Here is an 18166-nt window from a genome sequence, read left to right as displayed (position 1 = left end):
ACGATGAGCACTCTGATGACACCCATTGATTGGCAGCAATGCAGCGCAGAGCAGCAGCAAGCGCTGCTGATGCGTCCGGCGATTTCGGCTTCAGAAAGTATCAGCCAGATCGTGCGTGACGTGTTGGTACAAGTGAAAGAGAGTGGCGATGCGGCGCTGCGTGAATTTAGCGCGCGCTTCGACAAAGCGCAGGTGGATAACCTGCGCATCACCGCCGAAGAGATGCAAGCCGCCAGCGATCGTCTGAGCGACACGCTGAAGCAGGCGATGGCGGTGGCTGTGGGCAATATCGAGACCTTCCACAACGCGCAGATTCTGGCGGAAGTGGATGTGGAAACCCAGCCGGGCGTGCGCTGCCAGCAGATTACCCGTCCGGTTAAATCGGTGGGTTTGTACATTCCTGGCGGTTCCGCCCCGCTGTTTTCAACCGTGTTGATGCTGGCGACACCAGCACGCATCGCCGGTTGCGGCCGCGTGGTGCTGTGCTCGCCACCGCCAATTGCCGATGAAATTCTTTACGCCGCGCAGCTGTGCGGCGTGAAAGAGGTGTTTCAGGTTGGCGGCTCGCAAGCGATCGCCGCCCTCGCCTTCGGCACTGAAACCGTGCCGAAAGTGGACAAGATTTTTGGCCCAGGCAACGCTTATGTAACCGAAGCCAAACGTCAGGTGAGCCAGCGTTTAGATGGTGCGGCGATCGATATGCCGGCCGGTCCATCCGAAGTGCTGGTGATTGCCGATGAAGGTGCTACGCCAGCGTTCGTCGCTTCGGATCTGCTGTCGCAGGCGGAACACGGCCCGGATTCACAGGTGATTCTGCTGACGCCGTCGCTGCAACTGGCCGAAGGCGTGGCGCAAGCGGTTGAAGAGCAACTGGCGCAGCTGCCGCGTGCCGCTACCGCACGTCAGGCGTTAGAGAGCAGCCGCCTGATTGTGCTGCGCGATTTGGATCAGTGCATCGAGATCTCCAACCTCTACGGCCCGGAGCACCTGATCATTCAGACGCGTCAACCGCGCGATCTGGTGGATAGCATTACCAGCGCCGGTTCGGTATTCCTTGGCGACTGGTCACCGGAATCAGCGGGCGATTACGCGTCTGGCACTAACCACGTGCTGCCGACCTACGGTTACACCGCCACCTGTTCCAGCCTTGGCCTGGCCGATTTCCAGAAACGTATGACGGTGCAAGAGCTGACGCCGCAAGGCTTCCTCAATCTTGCCGCTACGATTGAAACGCTGGCCGCCGCCGAGCAGCTGGAAGCCCACAAAAATGCCGTTACCCTGCGTGTTGCCGCGCTGAAGGAGCAAGCATGAGCCTGAATATTGAAGAGTTAGCGCGCGCCAATGTGCGAGCGCTGACGCCGTATCAATCGGCGCGTCGTCTGGGTGGTAACGGTGATGTGTGGCTGAACGCCAACGAATTCCCGCTGCCGGTACCGTTTGAGCTGTCGCAGCAGACGCTGAACCGCTATCCGGAATGCCAGCCGAAAATTGTTATTGAGCGTTACGCCGCTTACGCCGGTTTGACGCCGGAGCAGGTTCTGGTCAGTCGCGGCGCGGATGAAGGTATCGAACTGCTGATGCGCGCCTTCTGCGAGCCGGGCAAAGATGCGATTCTGTTCTGCCCGCCAACCTACGGCATGTACAGCGTCAGCGCCGAAACCATCGGCATCGAATACCGTACCGTGGCGGCACTCGATGACTGGCAGCTAAATCTGCCGGCGATTGCCGACCAGCTCGACGGCGTAAAAGTCGTCTATATGTGCAGTCCAAACAATCCGACCGGCAACCTGATCAATCCCGATGACATTCGCGAGCTGCTGGAAATGACCGCCGGTAAAGCGCTGGTGGTGGCCGATGAAGCCTATATCGAGTTCTGCCCGGAAGCGACGCTGGCGGGCTGGCTGCAGGAGTATCCGCACTTAGTGATTCTGCGCACGCTGTCCAAAGCCTTTGCCTTGGCCGGATTGCGTTGCGGCTTCACCCTGGCGAACAAGCCGGTGATCGATCTGCTGATGAAGGTGATTGCACCCTATCCGCTCGCCACGCCGGTGGCGGATGTGGCCGGACAAGCGCTGAGCGAGAAAGGTATTGCGCTGATGCGTCAGCACGTTGCCGAGTTGAACGCCAATCGTGCCTGGCTGTTTGAACAGTTGCCGCAGATTAGCGTGGTGCAACAGGTGTTCCCAAGCGAAACCAACTACATTCTGGCGCGCTTCACTGATTCGCCAAAAGTGTTTAAAATGCTTTGGGATCAAGGCATTATTCTGCGCGACCAAAACAAAAACCCCGGCCTTGCGGGATGCCTGCGCATCTCAATCGGCACCCGTAAAGAGTGCGAGCGCCTGATCGCCGCGCTGCAAGCCTTATCAGTGGAGCAAGCATGAGTCAGAAGATCCTTTTTATCGACCGCGACGGCACCATCATCTCTGAACCACCAAGTGATTATCAGGTGGATCGCATGGAGAAGCTGGCGTTTGAGAAGAACGCCATTCCGGCGCTGCTGGCGTTGCAGGAAGCGGGTTTTCAGTTGGTGATGATCACCAATCAGGATGGCCTCGGCACCGCGAGCTTCCCGCAGGCCGATTTCGACGGCCCGCACAACCTGATGATGCAGATTCTCAGCTCACAAGGCGTGAATTTCAGCGACATCCTGATCTGCCCGCATATGCCGGAAGATAACTGCGATTGCCGCAAGCCGAAGACCAAAATGGTTGAAGCCTGGCTGGCTGCTGGTGCGCTCGATACCGCTAACAGTTACGTGATTGGCGATCGTCTCACCGATATTCAGCTGGCGCAGAATATGGGCATTCAGGGCCTGCGTTACGGCGCGGAAGGCGAAGATTGGGATGCGATTCAGGCGCGCCTGACCAAGCGCGACCGCTATGCGCTGGTGCAGCGCAACACCAAAGAGACGCAGATTAAAGTCGAAGTGTGGCTGGATCGTGAAGGCGGCAGCAAAATTAACACCGGCGTCGGCTTCTTTGATCACATGCTGGACCAGATTGCGGTGCACGGCGGTTTCCGCATGAACATCGATGTGAAAGGCGATCTGTACATCGACGATCACCACACCGTGGAAGATACCGGTCTGGCGCTCGGCGAAGCGCTGCTGAAAGCGCTGGGCGACAAACGTGGCATCGGTCGTTTTGGCTTCGTGTTGCCAATGGATGAGTGCCTCGCGCGCTGCGCGCTGGACATCTCCGGCCGTCCGCACATCGAATTCAAAGCCGAGTTCAGCTACCAGCGCGTCGGCGATCTCAGCACCGAGATGGTCGAGCACTTCTTCAGTTCGCTCTCCTACGCCATGATGAGCACGCTGCACCTGAAAACCAAAGGCCGCAACGATCACCATCGCGTGGAGAGCCTGTTCAAAGCCTTTGGCCGCACGCTGCGCCAGGCGATTCGCGTGGAAGGCAACACCTTGCCGAGCTCGAAAGGAGTGCTGTGATGAACGTGGTGATCCTCGATACCGGCTGCGCCAACCTGTCGTCGGTGAAGTGGGCGATTGAGCGCCTCGGCTACACGCCGCAGGTGAGCCGCGACCCGGATGTGGTGCTGCATGCCGACAAGCTGCTGCTGCCCGGCGTGGGTACCGCACAGGCGGCGATGAACCAGCTGCAGGAGCGCGATCTCATCGATCTGATCAAAGCCTGCACCCAGCCGGTGCTCGGCATTTGCCTTGGCATGCAGCTGCTCGGTCGCGGGAGCGATGAGAATGGCGGCGTCACCACGCTGGGTCTGGTTGATGAGCCGGTCACGCTGATGGACACGCAGGATTTACCGCTGCCGCACATGGGCTGGAACCAGATCACCGCTAAAGCGGGCCATCATCTGTTCCGCGACATTCCCGATGGCAGCTACTTCTACTTCGTGCACAGCTACGCTATGCCGGTGAATGCGGCCACCATCGCGCAGTGCGATTACGGTCATCCGTTCACTGCCGCCTTGCAGAAAGATAACTTCTTCGGCGTGCAGTTCCACCCGGAGCGTTCGGGCAAAGCAGGCGCGCAGTTGCTGAAAAATTTCCTGGAGATGTGATGATTATCCCCGCATTAGATTTAATCGACGGCAAAGTGGTGCGCCTGCATCAGGGCGATTACGGCCAGCAGCGCGATTACGGTAGCGATCCGCTGCCGCGCTTACAGGATTACCAGCGCCAGGGCGCTGAAGTGCTGCATCTGGTGGATTTGACCGGCGCGAAAGATCCCGCCAAGCGCCAGATTCCGCTGCTTACCACCTTATTGCGCGGCGTGAACGTACCGGTGCAGGTGGGCGGCGGCATCCGTAATCGCGATGACGTGGCGGCGCTGCTGGCAGCGGGCGCTACGCGCGTGGTGGTCGGTTCCACCGCGGTGAAGCAGCCGGAAGAAGTCAAAAGCTGGTTCAGCGAGTTTGGCGCGGACGCCATCGTGCTGGCGTTGGATGTGCGCATTGATGCCAACAACCGTAAAGAAGTGGCGATCAGCGGCTGGCAGGAAGCGGCGGGCGTAACGCTGGAAGAGGTGATTGGCTGGTATCAGCCGGTTGGCCTCAAGCATGTGCTGTGCACCGATATTTCGCGTGACGGTACGCTAAGCGGCTCCAACGTCGCGCTGTATAAAGAAGTGTCTGCGGCCTTCCCGGACATCGCTTTCCAGTCGTCGGGCGGCATCGGTTCGCTGGATGACATCGCGGCGTTACGCGGCAGCGGCGCGCAGGGCGTGATCGTTGGCCGCGCTTTACTGGAAGATAAATTCACGGTGGCGGAGGCGATTGCATGCTGGCAAAACGGATAATTCCTTGTCTCGATGTGCGTGACGGGCAAGTGGTGAAAGGCGTTCAGTTCCGTAACCACGAAATCATCGGCGACATCGTGCCGCTGGCGCAGCGCTATGCGCAGGAAGGCGCGGACGAGCTGGTGTTCTACGATATCACCGCCTCATCCGATGGCCGCGTGGTGGACAAAAGCTGGGTGTCACGCGTGGCAGAAGTGATCGACATTCCTTTCTGCGTGGCGGGCGGCATTAAGAGCGAAGAAGACGCGGCGCGCATTCTGCAGTTTGGTGCCGACAAGATTTCGATAAACTCGCCGGCCTTAGCCGACCCGACGCTGATTACGCGTCTGGCCGATCGCTTTGGCGTGCAGTGCATCGTGGTGGGCATCGATACCTGGTTTGACGAAGTGAGCGGCAAATATCACGTCAATCAGTACACCGGCGACGAAGCGCGCACCAAAGTGACCACGTGGGAAACCCTGGATTGGGTGCAGGAAGTGCAGAAGCTGGGCGCGGGTGAAATCGTCCTCAACATGATGAACCAGGATGGCGTGCGGAATGGCTACGATCTGGTGCAGCTGAAGAAAGTGCGCGATGTATGCAAAGTGCCGCTGATCGCCTCCGGCGGCGCAGGCACCATGCCGCACTTCCTTGAAGCCTTTGAGCAGGCGAACGTGGATGGTGCGCTGGCGGCTTCGGTGTTTCACAAACAAATTATCAATATCGGCGAGTTGAAAAACTTCCTGATCGACAACGGTGTGGAGATTCGCGCGTGTTAACTGCAGAACAACTGGCCAGGCTGGATTGGGTCAAAACTGCGGGCATGATGCCCGTTATCGTCCAGCACAACGTTTCCGGCGAAGTGATGATGCACGGTTATATGAACGAAGAAGCGCTGCAAAAAACCCTCAGCGAGGGCAATGTCACCTTCTTCTCACGCACTAAAAATCGTTTATGGACCAAAGGCGAAACCTCGGGCCACTTCCTGCAAGTGGCAAGCATCACGCCGGATTGCGATAACGATACCTTGCTGGTGCTGGCCAATCCGATTGGCCCAACCTGCCATCTCGGCACTTCCAGCTGCTTCTCACCGGCTGCGCCAGACTGGACGTTCCTCTATCAGCTCGAGCAACTGCTGGCTTCGCGCAAAAGCGCCGATCCTGAGAGTTCGTATACCGCGAAGCTTTACGCCAGCGGCACCAAGCGTATCGCGCAGAAAGTGGGTGAAGAAGGCGTAGAAACCGCTTTGGCAGCAACGGTTAATGATCGTTACGAGTTGACCAATGAAGCGTCTGATTTGCTGTATCACCTGATGGTGCTGCTGCAGGATCAGGAGCTGGATTTGAGCACCATCATCAATAATCTGCGCGCGCGTCATAAATAGCAGATTGCGCAACATGCTGCTCAAAATTGGCTGATGAAGCGAAATTTGAGCAGCATCCTTCTCAAGGGAAGCAAAACGAACTAGAATTGAGCAATATGCTGCTCAAATAAGGTTTACCATGCTTACTCTGCAGATTTATCTAGATGGATGCTGGCATGATGCCGCAGTGCTCGATTTCAAAGAGCCGCTCAAAGGCCGCGATGGCGAAGCCCTGCTTGCCTACGACTTCAACTATGCCGTTGATCATTTAGACCGCAACGATATTGCCAGCTGCAGCATTAACTATCCCGTAATGCTGATCGGCAGCCATTTTGCTAAACCCTGGTTTGGTTTTCTTGATGACATCATTCCCGCCGGTGCCAGCAGGCGTTACTGGATTACGCAGTTAGGTCTGCAAGGCAAACCTGCTAACGAGCAAGATTACATGCTACTGAAGGCTGGAACCATCGCGCCTGTTGGTAACCTGAGAATAAAAGAGTCACTGCCGCAGCTGCCGCCAGATAGCCAACTCAAAAGTCGTCGTTTTCCCGCCGAATGGGCGATCGAACGTGATACCGACTTTCTTGAGTACGCGCAGCAAATGGGCGCGGCCAGCGGTGGTGCAACGGGCGCAGGCGGTGAAGCACCAAAATTATTGTTGCGTCGTAATAGCAACAGCGAAGTGTGGATCGATACCTGGCAAGATGATCAGGTGAATCAAGACACACCTTATCTGGTCAAATATCCTCGTGGCGCACGCACGCCAATTGATTGCGACATTCTGCGAGCGGAATACCATTTTTACCATGAGCTATCTGCTCTTGGCGTAGAGACCATCGATACAAAGCAGATGCTGCTGTGCGAAGGCGAGCGCTACCCTTCCCTTTGGTTGCCGCGTTTTGATATGGCGTTTATCAAAGGTAAAAAAGCGCTGTATGGACTGGAATCCGTTTACTCAATGATGCAAAAAGCACCGGGCAGCTATCTCAACCATTTTGAGGTGATACGTTGTTTGGTGCGTACGCTGCCACTGGATACCGAGCAAAAAGCAGAATTGGTCATTGAATGGGTGAAACGCGACATGCTGAATATCGCCTTTGGTAATTCTGATAATCATGGCCGCAATAGCGCTATCTTGAAGAAAATAGACGGCATGTGGCTGGCGCCTGTTTATGATTTTGCCCCAATGAAAGCCGACCCGGAAGGCGTCGTACGCACCACACAATGGGGATCGCCGTATGAGGAAGGTGGCCATTATCAATGGCACCTCATTGCTCAGCAACTTAATGACCTGGTTTCTGCAGATGTTCTTCTTCTGCAACTCAGCGGACTAGCGAATAATCTGAAGGGTTTGAAAGCACGGCTTGCTGCACGTGGCGTACCACCATCAATACTGGAAATGCCGGGCATCGGCTTTAACTATCTGGATGAACGCATCGCGGGATGGCAATTATGAAAAAAAACATGTCGCCATTTGAGCGCGAAGCCTTATTACTAGAGCTGCTGCAGCAGTTTCTTGAAGAGAAATTCAGTCAGGGCACGTTGCTGATGCAACTGCGTAAAAAAGTGCTGGGTTTCTCTCAGGAGCGTTATGCGACGCTGGCAGGGATTAGCCGCCGTACGCTCTCCGATATTGAGCGGGACAAAGAGAGCGTCACCTTGACCATGCTAAATCGCGCTTTTAAGCCATTGGGTTTAAAACTCGGCTTGCTGCCACGTCAAACGCATATGATGCAGGCACTTCTTACTCAACTCACCCAACACGGAGAAGGCCATGACCACACATGAAAAACTGATAGCGCTGCTCGACCAGCATCAGGCGCGCTATCGCGTGATGGAGCATGAAGCGACGGGCAAGTGTGAAGCGGTGGCGGCGATTCGCGGAACTGAAGTTGGGCAAGGCGCGAAGGCGCTGGTGTGTCATGTGAAAGGTAATGGCATCAAGCAACATGTGCTGGCAGTGTTGCCTGCCGATCAACAAGCGGATCTCAGCAAATTGGCAGCAGCGGTTGGTGGTCGACGTGCTTCATTGGCCTCACCGGCAGAAGTGGATGCGCTGACCGGCTGCGTGTTCGGCGCTATTCCCCCGTTTAGCTTTCATCCGGATTTACAGCTGGTGGTCGATCCGCTGCTGTTCGAACGCTATGACGAAATCGCCTTCAATGCCGGATTGCTGGAGCAATCAGTGGTGCTAAATGTTGCGGATTACCAGACGCTGCATAATGGTAACGTGATGAAAATAATCCTCTAATTGCCTTGCCCTGTCCTGAGCGGTACTCTTCTTAACTCAACATCACACCAAAAGAAGACCGATATTATGGCAATTTCTCGTTTAACCGCCCGCCTGCGTCAGACGCTGGCGCTGGCTGTGCTGGCAGGTTGCGCGTTTAGCGCGCAGGCAAAAATTGATCAAGTGCGTTTCGCGGTTGATCCTACCTATCCTCCTTTCGAATCCAAAACGCCACAGGGCAAACTGATCGGTTTTGATATCGATCTCGGCAATGCTCTGTGTGAGCAGATGCAGGCCAAATGTGTGTGGGTGGAAAGCCAGTTCGATGGCATGATCCCGGCGCTAAAAGCACGTAAGTTCGACGCCATCCTCTCTGATATGGGCATCACTGAAGAACGTCTGAAGCAGATTGATTTCACCGTGCCGCTCTACGACACCCATACCCAGCTGATTGCGCGTAAAGGTTCTGGCCTGCTGCCAACCGCTGAATCGCTGAAAGGCAAAACCGTGGGCGTTGAGCAAGGCACCGTGCAGGAGCGTTATGCGTTGGCAAAATGGCAGCCGCATGGCGTGCAGGTTGTACCTTATGGCGATCAGGCACAGGTTGAGAGTGATTTGATTTCGGGCCGTCTTGATGTGGTGTTTACCGATGCTGCCCAGGCTGCAAATGGTTTCCTGAAACATCCGCAGGGCAAAGATTTCGAGCTGGCTGGCCCGATTGTGCAGGATCCGATTATCGGTCCAGGCACTGCGATTGGTCTGCGTAAAGGCGACACCGAACTGAAAACCGCGCTGGATAACGCGTTTGCCGAGCTTAAGAAGAACGGCACTTTCGATAAGATTCAGAAACAATACTTCGCGACTGACATTTCCATCCAGCAGTAATCTTTTGGGCGGCTTTTTTGCCGCCCTTTTTGCACTCAGCACTATAATTCCATCAGAAAATGCATCTGGCGTCGCTGAAAGCGTGCCATGAATAAAGGACATCGATAGCGTTATGCAACAACAACATCATCCTCTATTAAGCGCCTCGCTGGGCACGCAACGCGAAATTGTCAGCTTCCACTTCGGCACGGATTCACAACAACGCGTCTACATTCAGGCTGCGCTGCACGGCGATGAGCTGCCGGGAATGGCGGTGGCGTGGTATTTGAAACATAAACTGCTGGCGCTGGAATCTGCCGGACAACTCAAATCCAAAATCACATTGGTGCCGGTGGCGAATCCTTTAGCCATGGGACAGCATTGGCATGGTAGCCATCTCGGGCGTTTCCATACGCTCTCAGGACAAGATTTCAACCGCCGCTTCCCTGCATTGGGTGAAGCCTTGGTTGAAGAGCTTACAGGTTCACTGACGCAGAGTGAATACGAAAATAAGCGTCTAATTCGTGAAGCGATTGATCGTCATTACCGTGAGCGTATTGCCCGTACTGAACTTGATGCTCAGCGCTTTACGCTGATGCGTATGGCCAGCCAGGCGGATTTAATGATTGATCTGCATTGCGACTGGGATGCGCTGCCGCATCTGTACACTACGCCGCACGCATGGCCGGATATTGAACCACTCGCGCGTTGGTTAGGTAGTGAAGTGCAGTTGCTGGCGCAGATTTCGGGCGGCGAACCTTTTGATGAGGCTTGCTGTGAGCCGTGGCTGACGCTGGCAGAGCGCTTTGGCGATGAGTATCCCATGCCGCGCGGCTTGCTGCCGGTGACGCTGGAACTTCGCGGTGTGGCGGATGTATCGCCAGAGCTGGCGGAGAAAGATGCTGACGCGATTATCAATGCACTGATTGAGGGCGGATATATTGCCGGTGAAGTGGGTGAGTCCCCTGCCCTGATTCATCCGGCGACGGCGCTGGCGGGATGTGAGTATATTCATGCAGCGCAATCTGGATTGGTGTTTTACCGACGTAATTTGGGCGAGTGGATTAAGGCTGGGGAAGTGGTAGCTGAGGTTGTTGACCCGATTACTGACCAGGTGATGCCGCTGGTGGCTGAGTTTGGTGGCGTGTTGTATGCGAGGAATTTGACCAGGTTTGTGACGGCTGGGATGTTGGTGGTGCGGTTGGCTGGGGAGAATGCGGGGAGACGGGGAGAGTTGCTGGTGGGATAAAATAACCGGCCTAAAAGGCCGGTTCTAAAATTAGTGTCGATTGCGATAATTAGCTACAACGTTACGACCAATTACAATTGAAGAGCCTAATACACCGCCTAAAATTAACGCTAACAATACAGTTAATGTTTTCTTAGGGCTATCTCTTCTAAATGGTAGATCCGCTTTTGCAATATAACGGAAAGATTGCAAATTATCTGTCTGAATCTGGACATGAGTTACTGAGAGTAGCGCACGTTGTGCAGTGTAATAATCATCATCATAGTCTAATGGTTTTGTTGCTTCATTGGCGATCATAGCATTTAATGCATCGCTTCCTAAAAGATACAAAGTGTCGTCGGAGAGGTATGATGCTTCTTTTAACTGTGATTTGGTTAAACCCGACTGCATTGCTACTTTTAATGCTTGGTTAATCACGTCAATACGATGCTGTTTTTTATTAATGGCAATTTGTTTATGAGCATCAAGTATATTTGACAACTCCTTGGCTTTAACACCTAGATTCTTTTTGATATCAGAACCAAAGTCATCAACAACATCTTTATTAACTTCTGCGATATATTTTGAAAGGGTTTCCTGCGCTTGCTTTCCGCTTTCAGCAACAAAAGAGATAGCAAGAGAATCATTACTTCCTTTATTTACCTGTTCAATGCGTAAGGTTGTTGGTTTCTCTTGATTAGCAAGGGAACCTGACAATGCATTCATTGATGCACTAAAACGAATGAACATTTGATTTTGCAAGTCAGTAATCGAAGGTTTATCTTGTGGGTTTTGCGCATATAACGTACTTAACGTCGCGTTATAATTAGCAACCTGACCGGCAGCAGGAAGAGTAACTATGGCTTTTGACGTCCACTTTTCCTTTACAATGTTTAAATAAACGAGACTCAACGCCAAAGTAATTATAACCGTTACCACTATAGTAACTTTACCTTTCCAGAGTTGTACTATTATATCAACCAGATCAACTTCATTATCATTATTGTAAGAAACCTGCTGAAAATTTGAACTTTCTGAATTGGAATTTTCACTGTCTTTCATATATAAAATGACTCACAAAACAAAAACCTAATGAAAAAACACCTCTCACAACTGAGAGGTGTTAAATAATATTAATCCAACCACTCGGTGTGGAACACACCTTCTTTATCAATGCGTTTATAAGTATGCGCACCAAAATAGTCACGCTGAGCCTGAATCAGGTTAGCAGGCAATACTTCTGAACGATAGCTGTCATAGTAAGCGATCGCAGCAGAGAAAGTCGGCGTTGGAATACCATTCTGAATCGCATAGGAGACGACATCACGCAGCGCCTGCTGATATTCATCGGCAATATTCTTGAAGTAAGGATCCAACAGCAAGTTAGCAATATCAGCATTGCTTGCATAAGCATCAGTGATTTTCTGCAGGAATTGAGCACGAATAATGCAACCGGCACGGAAAATCTTAGCGATTTCGCCGTAATGCAGATCCCACTCGTTTTCTTCTGATGCTGCACGCAACTGTGAGAAGCCCTGCGCGTAAGAAACGATTTTACCCAAGTAAAGAGCACGACGCACTTTCTCAACGAACTCAGCTTTGTCGCCAGTGAAAGCTTGCGCTTGTGGACCACTAAGCACCTTAGATGCAGCAACACGTTGAGACTTGAGTGAGGAGAGGTAACGAGCGAAAACAGATTCGGTAATAAGAGACAATGGCTCACCAAGATCTAATGAACTTTGGCTAGTCCACTTACCGGTTCCTTTATTTGCTGCTTCATCAAGAATCACATCAACAAGGTATTTACCATCTTCATCTTTCTTGGTGAAGATATCTTTGGTGATATCGATCAGATAGCTGCTTAGCTCGCCGTTATTCCAATCGGTGAAAGTTTTAGCCAACTCTTCGTTGTTCAAACCCAGCGCGCCTTTCAGCAATGCATAGGCTTCTGCGATCAATTGCATGTCACCATATTCAATGCCGTTGTGAACCATCTTCACATAGTGACCAGCACCATTAGGACCGATGTAAGCAACACAAGCCTCGCCATCTTCAGCACGCGCAGCAATCTTATCGAGAATTGGAGCAACCAACTCATACGCTTCTTTCTGGCCGCCAGGCATGATTGATGGGCCTTTCAATGCGCCCTCTTCGCCACCGGAAACACCCGTACCGATAAAGTTGAAGCCTTGATCCGAAAGTTCTTTATTTCGACGAATAGTATCTTTATAGAAGGTGTTGCCACCGTCGATAAGGATGTCGCCTTTGTCGAGATGAGGAGTCAGTGAAGCGATGGTTTTGTCTGTGGCTTCACCCGCTTGCACCATCAGCAGGATACGACGAGGCTTTTCAAGCGATTCAACGAACTCTTCTACAGTGTAAAAAGGAGCCAGTTTCTTACCTGAATTCTCAGCAATCACTTCATCGGTCTTCTCACGCGAGCGGTTGAAGATGGATACCGTGTAGCCACGGCTTTCGATGTTCAGAGCTAGATTGCGGCCCATTACCGCCATACCTACAACGCCGATTTGTTGCTTGGACATTACATACTCCTGTCAGATGTGTTCGCTGCGCAATCATTTTGCAGCACAAAAGTACTTCGATGTTAACTCACTAAAGATGACACTGGATAGCGTTAGATGCTATAGGGTATTTAAATGGATAAATGTCCAGCACGGAGAATGCTGCTGCTAACGTTATCCACAATTCCATTGTGGAAAAGCTTTAGCAAATTTATCATCAAATGGTCCTTCTTTAACTTCGAGCATTAATGCTCGCTCAGAAATACATTCAACACTATGAATATCACCTGGTGCAAACTCGATAAACTTTGTATTAGACGTTGGCCCAGCATTAAACTTGCTAAGTATTTCACCATTTTCATTATATAAAGTTATTTCAAGTACTCCTTCTAACACAGTGAACAACTCCCACTGATGAGGTAATTCATGATAGTGAGGCTCAACATAACTACCCTGAACTAAACCAATCAATAATCTCTGCACTTTATCTTGTTGAGAATTATGGAGTAAAATGTGAGATCTTTTTCTTTCCGAACTAACAGCTGAATCAAATAATGATTGAATCATCGCATCATCAATGAGCCGCATAATTTCCCTCGAAAGCGTTTTCAATAATATTGGCTGCGGAAGAAACTGTAAACTCATCTTCCAATAGTTTGAATGCAGCTTTACCTATGCGTTTTCTCAATTGAGAATCTTCAACTAATTTCACTGCAGACCGAAATAATGCCTCATCATCACCATTGACATGGATAAAACCAGCTCCATGGTTATTTACTAAACTCTCCAGGTCATTACCAACATTAATACTACCTAATATCGGCAAACTCTCTACCATATATCCCAATATTTTTCCAGGGAAATTAAATGCGGTATGATTAGCAGATAACGAAAATAATCCAATATCGGTTTCAGCGAGTATATTTTTAAAATGAGCTTGAGGAACTGAAGGGAGATAACTGAAATTATTGAGCGCCCAGTCGCTTGCCAGTTTTTTAACTAGCTCAACCTCGTCACCCTGACCAATAAACAAGAAATGTGCGTCGGGATATTTTACCATTCGCCTTGCGAGACGCATCAAATTTGACATATCTTGGGCATGGCCAATATTCCCTCCGTAAAAGAATATAATCTTCTTGTTTAAGTTTAATGATTGCCTGATAGGTACATAATCAACTGGCAGCACGTTGGATGGCCGGACATCAGCCCAATTGCGCAACACCTCACAATTGGTTGAAGGATTATATTTTCGGAATAAAACTAAGTTGTTCTCGGACATTAGCCCGATTTTATCAGCCTGATTATAGGAGAACCTTTCAAAGTATTTGAAGAAATTATCTATGACGGAGCCACTTTTAATCATCCCCGCATCAATAGCCCATTGAGGGAATAAATCACGAAGAACAAGATATGATCTACAATGACATCGTCTCTTTATTTTGTTTACCAAATGCCCCCAGAAAATAGAGGGTGAATAGTAGACAATTCCATCAAAAGTGTCGGCTTTAACCATTTGACGGATGGTTTTCCAGGCACGAAGCGATAATAAAGCCTCATTGATTCCACGAGTTAGATGTCTGACATCCTTTATAGGCCCATTTTTAAAACGCCATACCTGAACATTGTCAAATGTCTCAATGACGAGCTTTTCCTTTTGCTCTGAACACGGCGTAATAACAGTCACATTATGCCCGCGTTTCAGGAACTCCAGAGCCAGTTCATGAAACATCTTAGCGCCAACGCGCGTGCTTTGTGGAAGATAATCGTCAATGATTAGAGCCAGATTCATTAATATTCTTTCCAAACAACTCGCTTAATATAATCAGTGTAAGACTGAACAATTCTTACTACTTTATCTGATACATTCGGCATACTATAATCATAAACCTGTCGCAGTAACCTTTCATCTCCGCGCGGTTGATTCTCTAATATAGAGAGAGCTTGCAAGACACGTTCTGTTTCAAGCCCTACCATCATGACTGATGCTTCTTCAAAGCCTTCAGGTCGTTCGTGAGCTTCACGAATATTTAGCGCTGGAAAGTTCATTATTGAAGATTCTTCAGTGATGGTGCCACTGTCTGAAAGAACCGCTCTTGCATTTTTTTGCAAATGGTTATAATCATGAAACCCAAGAGGCTTCAGCAACTGAATATTTTTGTGGAAAACGATGCCATTTTCTTCAACGCGGTTTCTTGTACGAGGGTGCGTAGAAACAATTACAGGCAATTGATACTTTTCAGCAATGGTATTGAGTATGTCTGCAAGTTTAGATAGCTGCTTAGGTGAATCAACATTCTCTTCACGGTGAGCACTAACAACAAAGAATTTATTCTTTTCTAAATCTAGCCGTTTCAAGACATTTGAAGCATCAATCTGCTGCATATAGTGGTTCAATACTTCAAACATCGGGCTACCAGTTTTAATCACTCGGTCAGCTGGTAAACCTTCAGCAAGTAGATACTCTCGTGCAATATCACTGTAAGTGAGATTTACATCAGCCGTATGGTCCACAATGCGACGATTAGTTTCTTCAGGTACACGTTGGTCAAAGCAACGGTTACCCGCTTCCATATGAAAAATAGGAATTTTTCTGCGTTTTGCAGCAATGGCTGAAATACAAGAATTAGTATCGCCTAATACCAACATAGCTTCGGGCTCTACTTCTGCAAAAACTTCGTCAATTTTTATAATAACCTGACCAATAGTTTCAGCAGCATTTTTTCCAGCTGCATTGAGAAAATAATCCGGTTTTCTAACTTGGAGATCATTGAAAAAGACTTCATTCAGCTCATAATCATAATTTTGCCCTGTATGAACCAAAATATGGTCACAATACAAATCAAGTTTAGCTAGAACGCGCGACAACCGAATAATTTCAGGACGAGTTCCAACCACTGAGACTATTTTTAGTTTTTTCATAGAGGGTCTCTTACAGTAAAGAAGCTATAGTATCAGGATTTTGAGAATCGAAATTTTCGTTAGCCCAGACTATTGCAATCAGCTCATCAGTCCCAACATTAGTAACGTCATGTGACCATCCTGGTATTGTTTCAACGATGTTTGCCTTCGCACTACTGGTGATTAATTCATAGCGTTCATTAGTTATTAAATGCCGGAATTTGAATTTCGCAGTACCTTGAATTACTAAGAATTTTTCCGTCTTACAATGATGATAATGCCCTCCTCGCGTTACACCTGGATGGGCAGTAAAATATGAAATCTGACCTGAATCCTTCGTTTTAATTATTTCAACAAAACGACCGCGCGGATCTTCATGCTCTTTTATTGAGTAAGTGAATTTATCAATAGGAAGATAACTTACATAAGTAGAATATAAAGATCTAAGAAAACCGCTTCCTACCCTCTCAGTAATAAGCGTTTGACGGCAGATTTCAAAAGATTTTATGGCCTCAGCTAATTCGCCAACTGAGGTGGTATACTCAGGTAGTACGTCTAATAAGGCATCATGTCGCGAAATAACTTTTTTACCTTCTATTGCACTTATAAATGTTGATATTACATCATCGACATGAACTAGTTTTAGCTGGTGTTGTGGATTATCTATTTCAAGTGGTAAATCATTCGCAATATTGTAGCAAAAAGTTGCAACTACAGAGTTATAATTTGGTCTAGCCCATTTTCCAAAAACCCCTGGTAAACGAAAAATATAGATGGGAATATCAAGCTCATCCTTTAGACGCAACAAAATATTCTCAGCTTCACGTTTAGATTTACCATATGGAGTATCAAGCACAGCGTGAATAGATGAGGTAAATAGTACTGGGATCTTTCTTCCAGTTTTAACTGCGATATCTGCAACAATGGAATAAATACTGTAAGTGAGATCAATATTCCCAGTAGTAAATTCATCAGGATTTTGCGGGCGATTAACGCCAGCAAGATGGAATACAAAATCGGCGTCTTGCAATAGTGCTACTAATTCTTGTTGACTCTGCTGACGACTAAAAGTCAGGACAGTAATACTTTCAATTTCACTTAGCCGAAGAGATAAATTTTTCCCAATGAAACCTTCAGAACCTGTGATAAGGACTTTCACTGCTTATTCCTCCGGATCCGCGTATTCGCCTTTAGAAATCTTTCGCATAAACTCTAACTTCAAAAGAAGTTTAGTCATACCTTCAACGTCGAGACGCAGTGTGTTGTGGGAGTTATACTCCTCACCACAGAGCGCATCAGTCATCTTCTGCTCACCCTCTTCAACAAATTTAGCGTAGTTTAAGTCACGTGTATCTGCAGGAACGCGGAAGTAATCGCCCATATCTTCAGCACATGCTCGTTCTTCTTTACCAAGCAAAGATTCGAATAACTTTTCACCATGACGCGATCCAATAATACTTACCTGATGGGCAGGCTTATTCATTAATTTGAGGATGGCTTTGGTTAAAGTTTCGACTGTAGCAGCAGGTGCTTTTTGCACGAATATATCGCCGTTGTTCCCGTGCTCAAATGCATACAGAACCAAGTCTACTGCATCAGCAAGAGTCATCATAAAGCGGGTCATGCTTGGCTCAGTAATAGTAATTGTTTTACCTTGCTGCACTTGCTGAACAAAAAGAGGAATGACTGAACCTCTTGAAGCCATTACATTTCCATAGCGAGTACCACAAATTACCGTATCTGTACCTTCCAAATTACGACTTGCCGCTACCATGACTTTTTCCATCATCGCTTTACTGATACCCATTGCATTAATGGGATATACAGCTTTATCGGTACTTAAACACACAACACGTTTCACACCAGCTGAAATTGCGCAGTTTAGAACATTTTCAGTACCCAGTACGTTGGTACGGACCGCTTGCATAGGGTGAAATTCACATGAAGGTACTTGTTTTAATGCTGCTGCATGAAAAACATAGTCAACACCGCGCATCGCTGCAGCGATGCTATTTTCATCACGTACATCGCCAAGATAAAATTTTAATTTACTACTATTATATTTCTTTCGCATATCATCTTGTTTTTTTTCATCGCGGCTAAATATGCGTATTTCTCCAATATCTGTATCCAGAAAACGTTTTAATACAGCATTTCCAAATGAACCTGTTCCACCAGTTATCAGCAAAACTTTAGATTTAAACATTAATACTCCCACTTATTGACCAAAATTGAAAAAACGCAGAATCAAGCTGATTTAATGAATTCATCATATTTTTTTAATATTCAAATATTATAACAATGGAT

At 48.9% G+C, this 18166-nt stretch carries 19 protein-coding genes; 12 read left to right on the top strand and 7 right to left on the bottom strand.

What is annotated here, in order from left to right; translation table 11 throughout:
* The first annotated feature begins 3 nt into the window (after positions 1–3).
* From hisD to PanJK_RS20045, 12 genes are all read left to right on the top strand, one after another.
* Positions 4–1311 (top strand): histidinol dehydrogenase, encoded by a 1308-nt coding sequence (hisD, locus tag PanJK_RS20100; RefSeq protein ID WP_265302403.1) that lies wholly within the window; start codon positions 4–6, stop codon positions 1309–1311.
* A complete protein-coding gene (gene hisC / locus PanJK_RS20095) occupies positions 1308–2384 on the top strand; it encodes a histidinol-phosphate transaminase (RefSeq protein ID WP_265302401.1) in 1077 nt (358 codons plus the stop codon). Before hisD ends, hisC begins: the two co-directional genes overlap by 4 nt.
* On the top strand, positions 2381–3448 hold the full coding sequence (hisB, locus tag PanJK_RS20090) for a bifunctional histidinol-phosphatase/imidazoleglycerol-phosphate dehydratase HisB (RefSeq protein ID WP_265302399.1): 1068 nt from the start codon (positions 2381–2383) through the stop codon (positions 3446–3448). The genes hisC and hisB overlap by 4 nt, the downstream gene beginning before the upstream one ends.
* The gene (gene hisH / locus PanJK_RS20085; protein WP_008104825.1) at positions 3448–4038 is read left to right on the top strand and encodes an imidazole glycerol phosphate synthase subunit HisH; all 591 of its coding nucleotides are present in this window, start codon (positions 3448–3450) and stop codon (positions 4036–4038) included. The genes hisB and hisH overlap by 1 nt, the downstream gene beginning before the upstream one ends.
* Entirely contained in the window at positions 4038–4775 is a 738-nt protein-coding gene (gene hisA, locus PanJK_RS20080; protein WP_265302396.1) for a 1-(5-phosphoribosyl)-5-[(5-phosphoribosylamino)methylideneamino]imidazole-4-carboxamide isomerase, read from the top strand. The genes hisH and hisA overlap by 1 nt, the downstream gene beginning before the upstream one ends.
* Entirely contained in the window at positions 4757–5533 is a 777-nt protein-coding gene (gene hisF / locus PanJK_RS20075; protein ID WP_192233420.1) for an imidazole glycerol phosphate synthase subunit HisF, read from the top strand. The genes hisA and hisF overlap by 19 nt, the downstream gene beginning before the upstream one ends.
* Entirely contained in the window at positions 5527–6138 is a 612-nt protein-coding gene (gene hisIE, locus PanJK_RS20070) for a bifunctional phosphoribosyl-AMP cyclohydrolase/phosphoribosyl-ATP diphosphatase HisIE (RefSeq protein WP_265302393.1), read from the top strand. Before hisF ends, hisIE begins: the two co-directional genes overlap by 7 nt.
* 118 nt (positions 6139–6256) lie before the next feature.
* On the top strand, positions 6257–7573 hold the full coding sequence (locus tag PanJK_RS20065) for a type II toxin-antitoxin system HipA family toxin (protein WP_265302391.1): 1317 nt from the start codon (positions 6257–6259) through the stop codon (positions 7571–7573).
* The gene (locus PanJK_RS20060) at positions 7570–7905 is read left to right on the top strand and encodes a helix-turn-helix domain-containing protein (protein WP_256696832.1); all 336 of its coding nucleotides are present in this window, start codon (positions 7570–7572) and stop codon (positions 7903–7905) included. The genes PanJK_RS20065 and PanJK_RS20060 overlap by 4 nt, the downstream gene beginning before the upstream one ends.
* On the top strand, positions 7892–8368 hold the full coding sequence (locus PanJK_RS20055) for a YbaK/prolyl-tRNA synthetase associated domain-containing protein (protein WP_265302388.1): 477 nt from the start codon (positions 7892–7894) through the stop codon (positions 8366–8368). Before PanJK_RS20060 ends, PanJK_RS20055 begins: the two co-directional genes overlap by 14 nt.
* A 66-nt stretch (positions 8369–8434) precedes the next feature.
* Complete coding sequence (locus tag PanJK_RS20050) at positions 8435–9232, top strand: ABC transporter substrate-binding protein (protein WP_265302386.1); 798 nt, start codon at positions 8435–8437, stop codon at positions 9230–9232.
* Between the two features lie 112 nt (positions 9233–9344).
* Positions 9345–10460 (top strand): succinylglutamate desuccinylase/aspartoacylase family protein, encoded by a 1116-nt coding sequence (locus PanJK_RS20045; RefSeq protein ID WP_265302384.1) that lies wholly within the window; start codon positions 9345–9347, stop codon positions 10458–10460.
* A gap of 30 nt (positions 10461–10490) precedes the next feature.
* Here the strand turns inward: PanJK_RS20045 and wzzB are convergent, their stop codons facing one another.
* The 7 genes from wzzB to PanJK_RS20010 form a co-directional block, all read right to left on the bottom strand.
* Positions 10491–11501: an LPS O-antigen chain length determinant protein WzzB gene (gene wzzB, locus PanJK_RS20040; protein ID WP_265302382.1), complete on the bottom strand. Its 1011-nt coding sequence runs from the start codon at positions 11499–11501 to the stop codon at positions 10491–10493.
* Positions 11502–11572: 71 nt separating this feature from the next.
* A complete protein-coding gene (gene gndA / locus PanJK_RS20035) occupies positions 11573–12982 on the bottom strand; it encodes an NADP-dependent phosphogluconate dehydrogenase (RefSeq protein ID WP_256696837.1) in 1410 nt (469 codons plus the stop codon).
* A 153-nt stretch (positions 12983–13135) separates the two neighbouring features.
* Entirely contained in the window at positions 13136–13549 is a 414-nt protein-coding gene (locus tag PanJK_RS20030) for a WbuC family cupin fold metalloprotein (protein ID WP_265302379.1), read from the bottom strand.
* Positions 13536–14750, bottom strand: a complete 1215-nt coding sequence (locus tag PanJK_RS20025) for a glycosyltransferase family 4 protein (protein ID WP_265302377.1) — start codon at positions 14748–14750, stop codon at positions 13536–13538. Before PanJK_RS20025 ends, PanJK_RS20030 begins: the two co-directional genes overlap by 14 nt.
* Positions 14750–15880, bottom strand: coding sequence for a non-hydrolyzing UDP-N-acetylglucosamine 2-epimerase (wecB, locus tag PanJK_RS20020; protein WP_265302375.1), 1131 nt, complete (start codon positions 15878–15880; stop codon positions 14750–14752). Before wecB ends, PanJK_RS20025 begins: the two co-directional genes overlap by 1 nt.
* A 10-nt stretch (positions 15881–15890) precedes the next feature.
* Positions 15891–17018, bottom strand: a complete 1128-nt coding sequence (wbjC, locus tag PanJK_RS20015; protein ID WP_265302373.1) for a UDP-2-acetamido-2,6-beta-L-arabino-hexul-4-ose reductase — start codon at positions 17016–17018, stop codon at positions 15891–15893.
* A 3-nt stretch (positions 17019–17021) separates the two neighbouring features.
* A complete protein-coding gene (locus tag PanJK_RS20010; protein WP_265302371.1) occupies positions 17022–18065 on the bottom strand; it encodes a polysaccharide biosynthesis protein in 1044 nt (347 codons plus the stop codon).
* Positions 18066–18166 lie beyond the last annotated feature (101 nt).

Origin of the sequence: Pantoea sp. JK (genome assembly GCF_026130245.1) — a bacterium.
Taxonomy (GTDB): domain Bacteria; phylum Pseudomonadota; class Gammaproteobacteria; order Enterobacterales; family Enterobacteriaceae; genus Pantoea; species Pantoea trifolii.
This window is presented reverse-complemented; position numbering and strand designations above follow the sequence as displayed.

Excerpts from the sequence above, each read along its gene's own strand:
- hisD (WP_265302403.1), top strand. The coding sequence starts at position 4 with ATGAGCACTCTGATGACACCCATTGATTGGCAGCAATGCAGCGCAGAG.
- hisC (WP_265302401.1), top strand. The coding sequence starts at position 1,308 with ATGAGCCTGAATATTGAAGAGTTAGCGCGCGCCAATGTGCGAGCGCTG.
- hisB (WP_265302399.1), top strand. The coding sequence starts at position 2,381 with ATGAGTCAGAAGATCCTTTTTATCGACCGCGACGGCACCATCATCTCT.
- hisH (WP_008104825.1), top strand. The coding sequence starts at position 3,448 with ATGAACGTGGTGATCCTCGATACCGGCTGCGCCAACCTGTCGTCGGTG.
- hisA (WP_265302396.1), top strand. The coding sequence starts at position 4,038 with ATGATTATCCCCGCATTAGATTTAATCGACGGCAAAGTGGTGCGCCTG.
- hisF (WP_192233420.1), top strand. The coding sequence starts at position 4,757 with ATGCTGGCAAAACGGATAATTCCTTGTCTCGATGTGCGTGACGGGCAA.
- PanJK_RS20065 (WP_265302391.1), top strand. The coding sequence starts at position 6,257 with ATGCTTACTCTGCAGATTTATCTAGATGGATGCTGGCATGATGCCGCA.
- PanJK_RS20060 (WP_256696832.1), top strand. The coding sequence starts at position 7,570 with ATGAAAAAAAACATGTCGCCATTTGAGCGCGAAGCCTTATTACTAGAG.
- PanJK_RS20055 (WP_265302388.1), top strand. The coding sequence starts at position 7,892 with ATGACCACACATGAAAAACTGATAGCGCTGCTCGACCAGCATCAGGCG.
- PanJK_RS20050 (WP_265302386.1), top strand. The coding sequence starts at position 8,435 with ATGGCAATTTCTCGTTTAACCGCCCGCCTGCGTCAGACGCTGGCGCTG.
- PanJK_RS20045 (WP_265302384.1), top strand. The coding sequence starts at position 9,345 with ATGCAACAACAACATCATCCTCTATTAAGCGCCTCGCTGGGCACGCAA.
- wzzB (WP_265302382.1), bottom strand. The coding sequence starts at position 11,501 with ATGAAAGACAGTGAAAATTCCAATTCAGAAAGTTCAAATTTTCAGCAG.
- gndA (WP_256696837.1), bottom strand. The coding sequence starts at position 12,982 with ATGTCCAAGCAACAAATCGGCGTTGTAGGTATGGCGGTAATGGGCCGC.
- PanJK_RS20030 (WP_265302379.1), bottom strand. The coding sequence starts at position 13,549 with ATGCGGCTCATTGATGATGCGATGATTCAATCATTATTTGATTCAGCT.
- PanJK_RS20025 (WP_265302377.1), bottom strand. The coding sequence starts at position 14,750 with ATGAATCTGGCTCTAATCATTGACGATTATCTTCCACAAAGCACGCGC.
- wecB (WP_265302375.1), bottom strand. The coding sequence starts at position 15,880 with ATGAAAAAACTAAAAATAGTCTCAGTGGTTGGAACTCGTCCTGAAATT.
- PanJK_RS20010 (WP_265302371.1), bottom strand. The coding sequence starts at position 18,065 with ATGTTTAAATCTAAAGTTTTGCTGATAACTGGTGGAACAGGTTCATTT.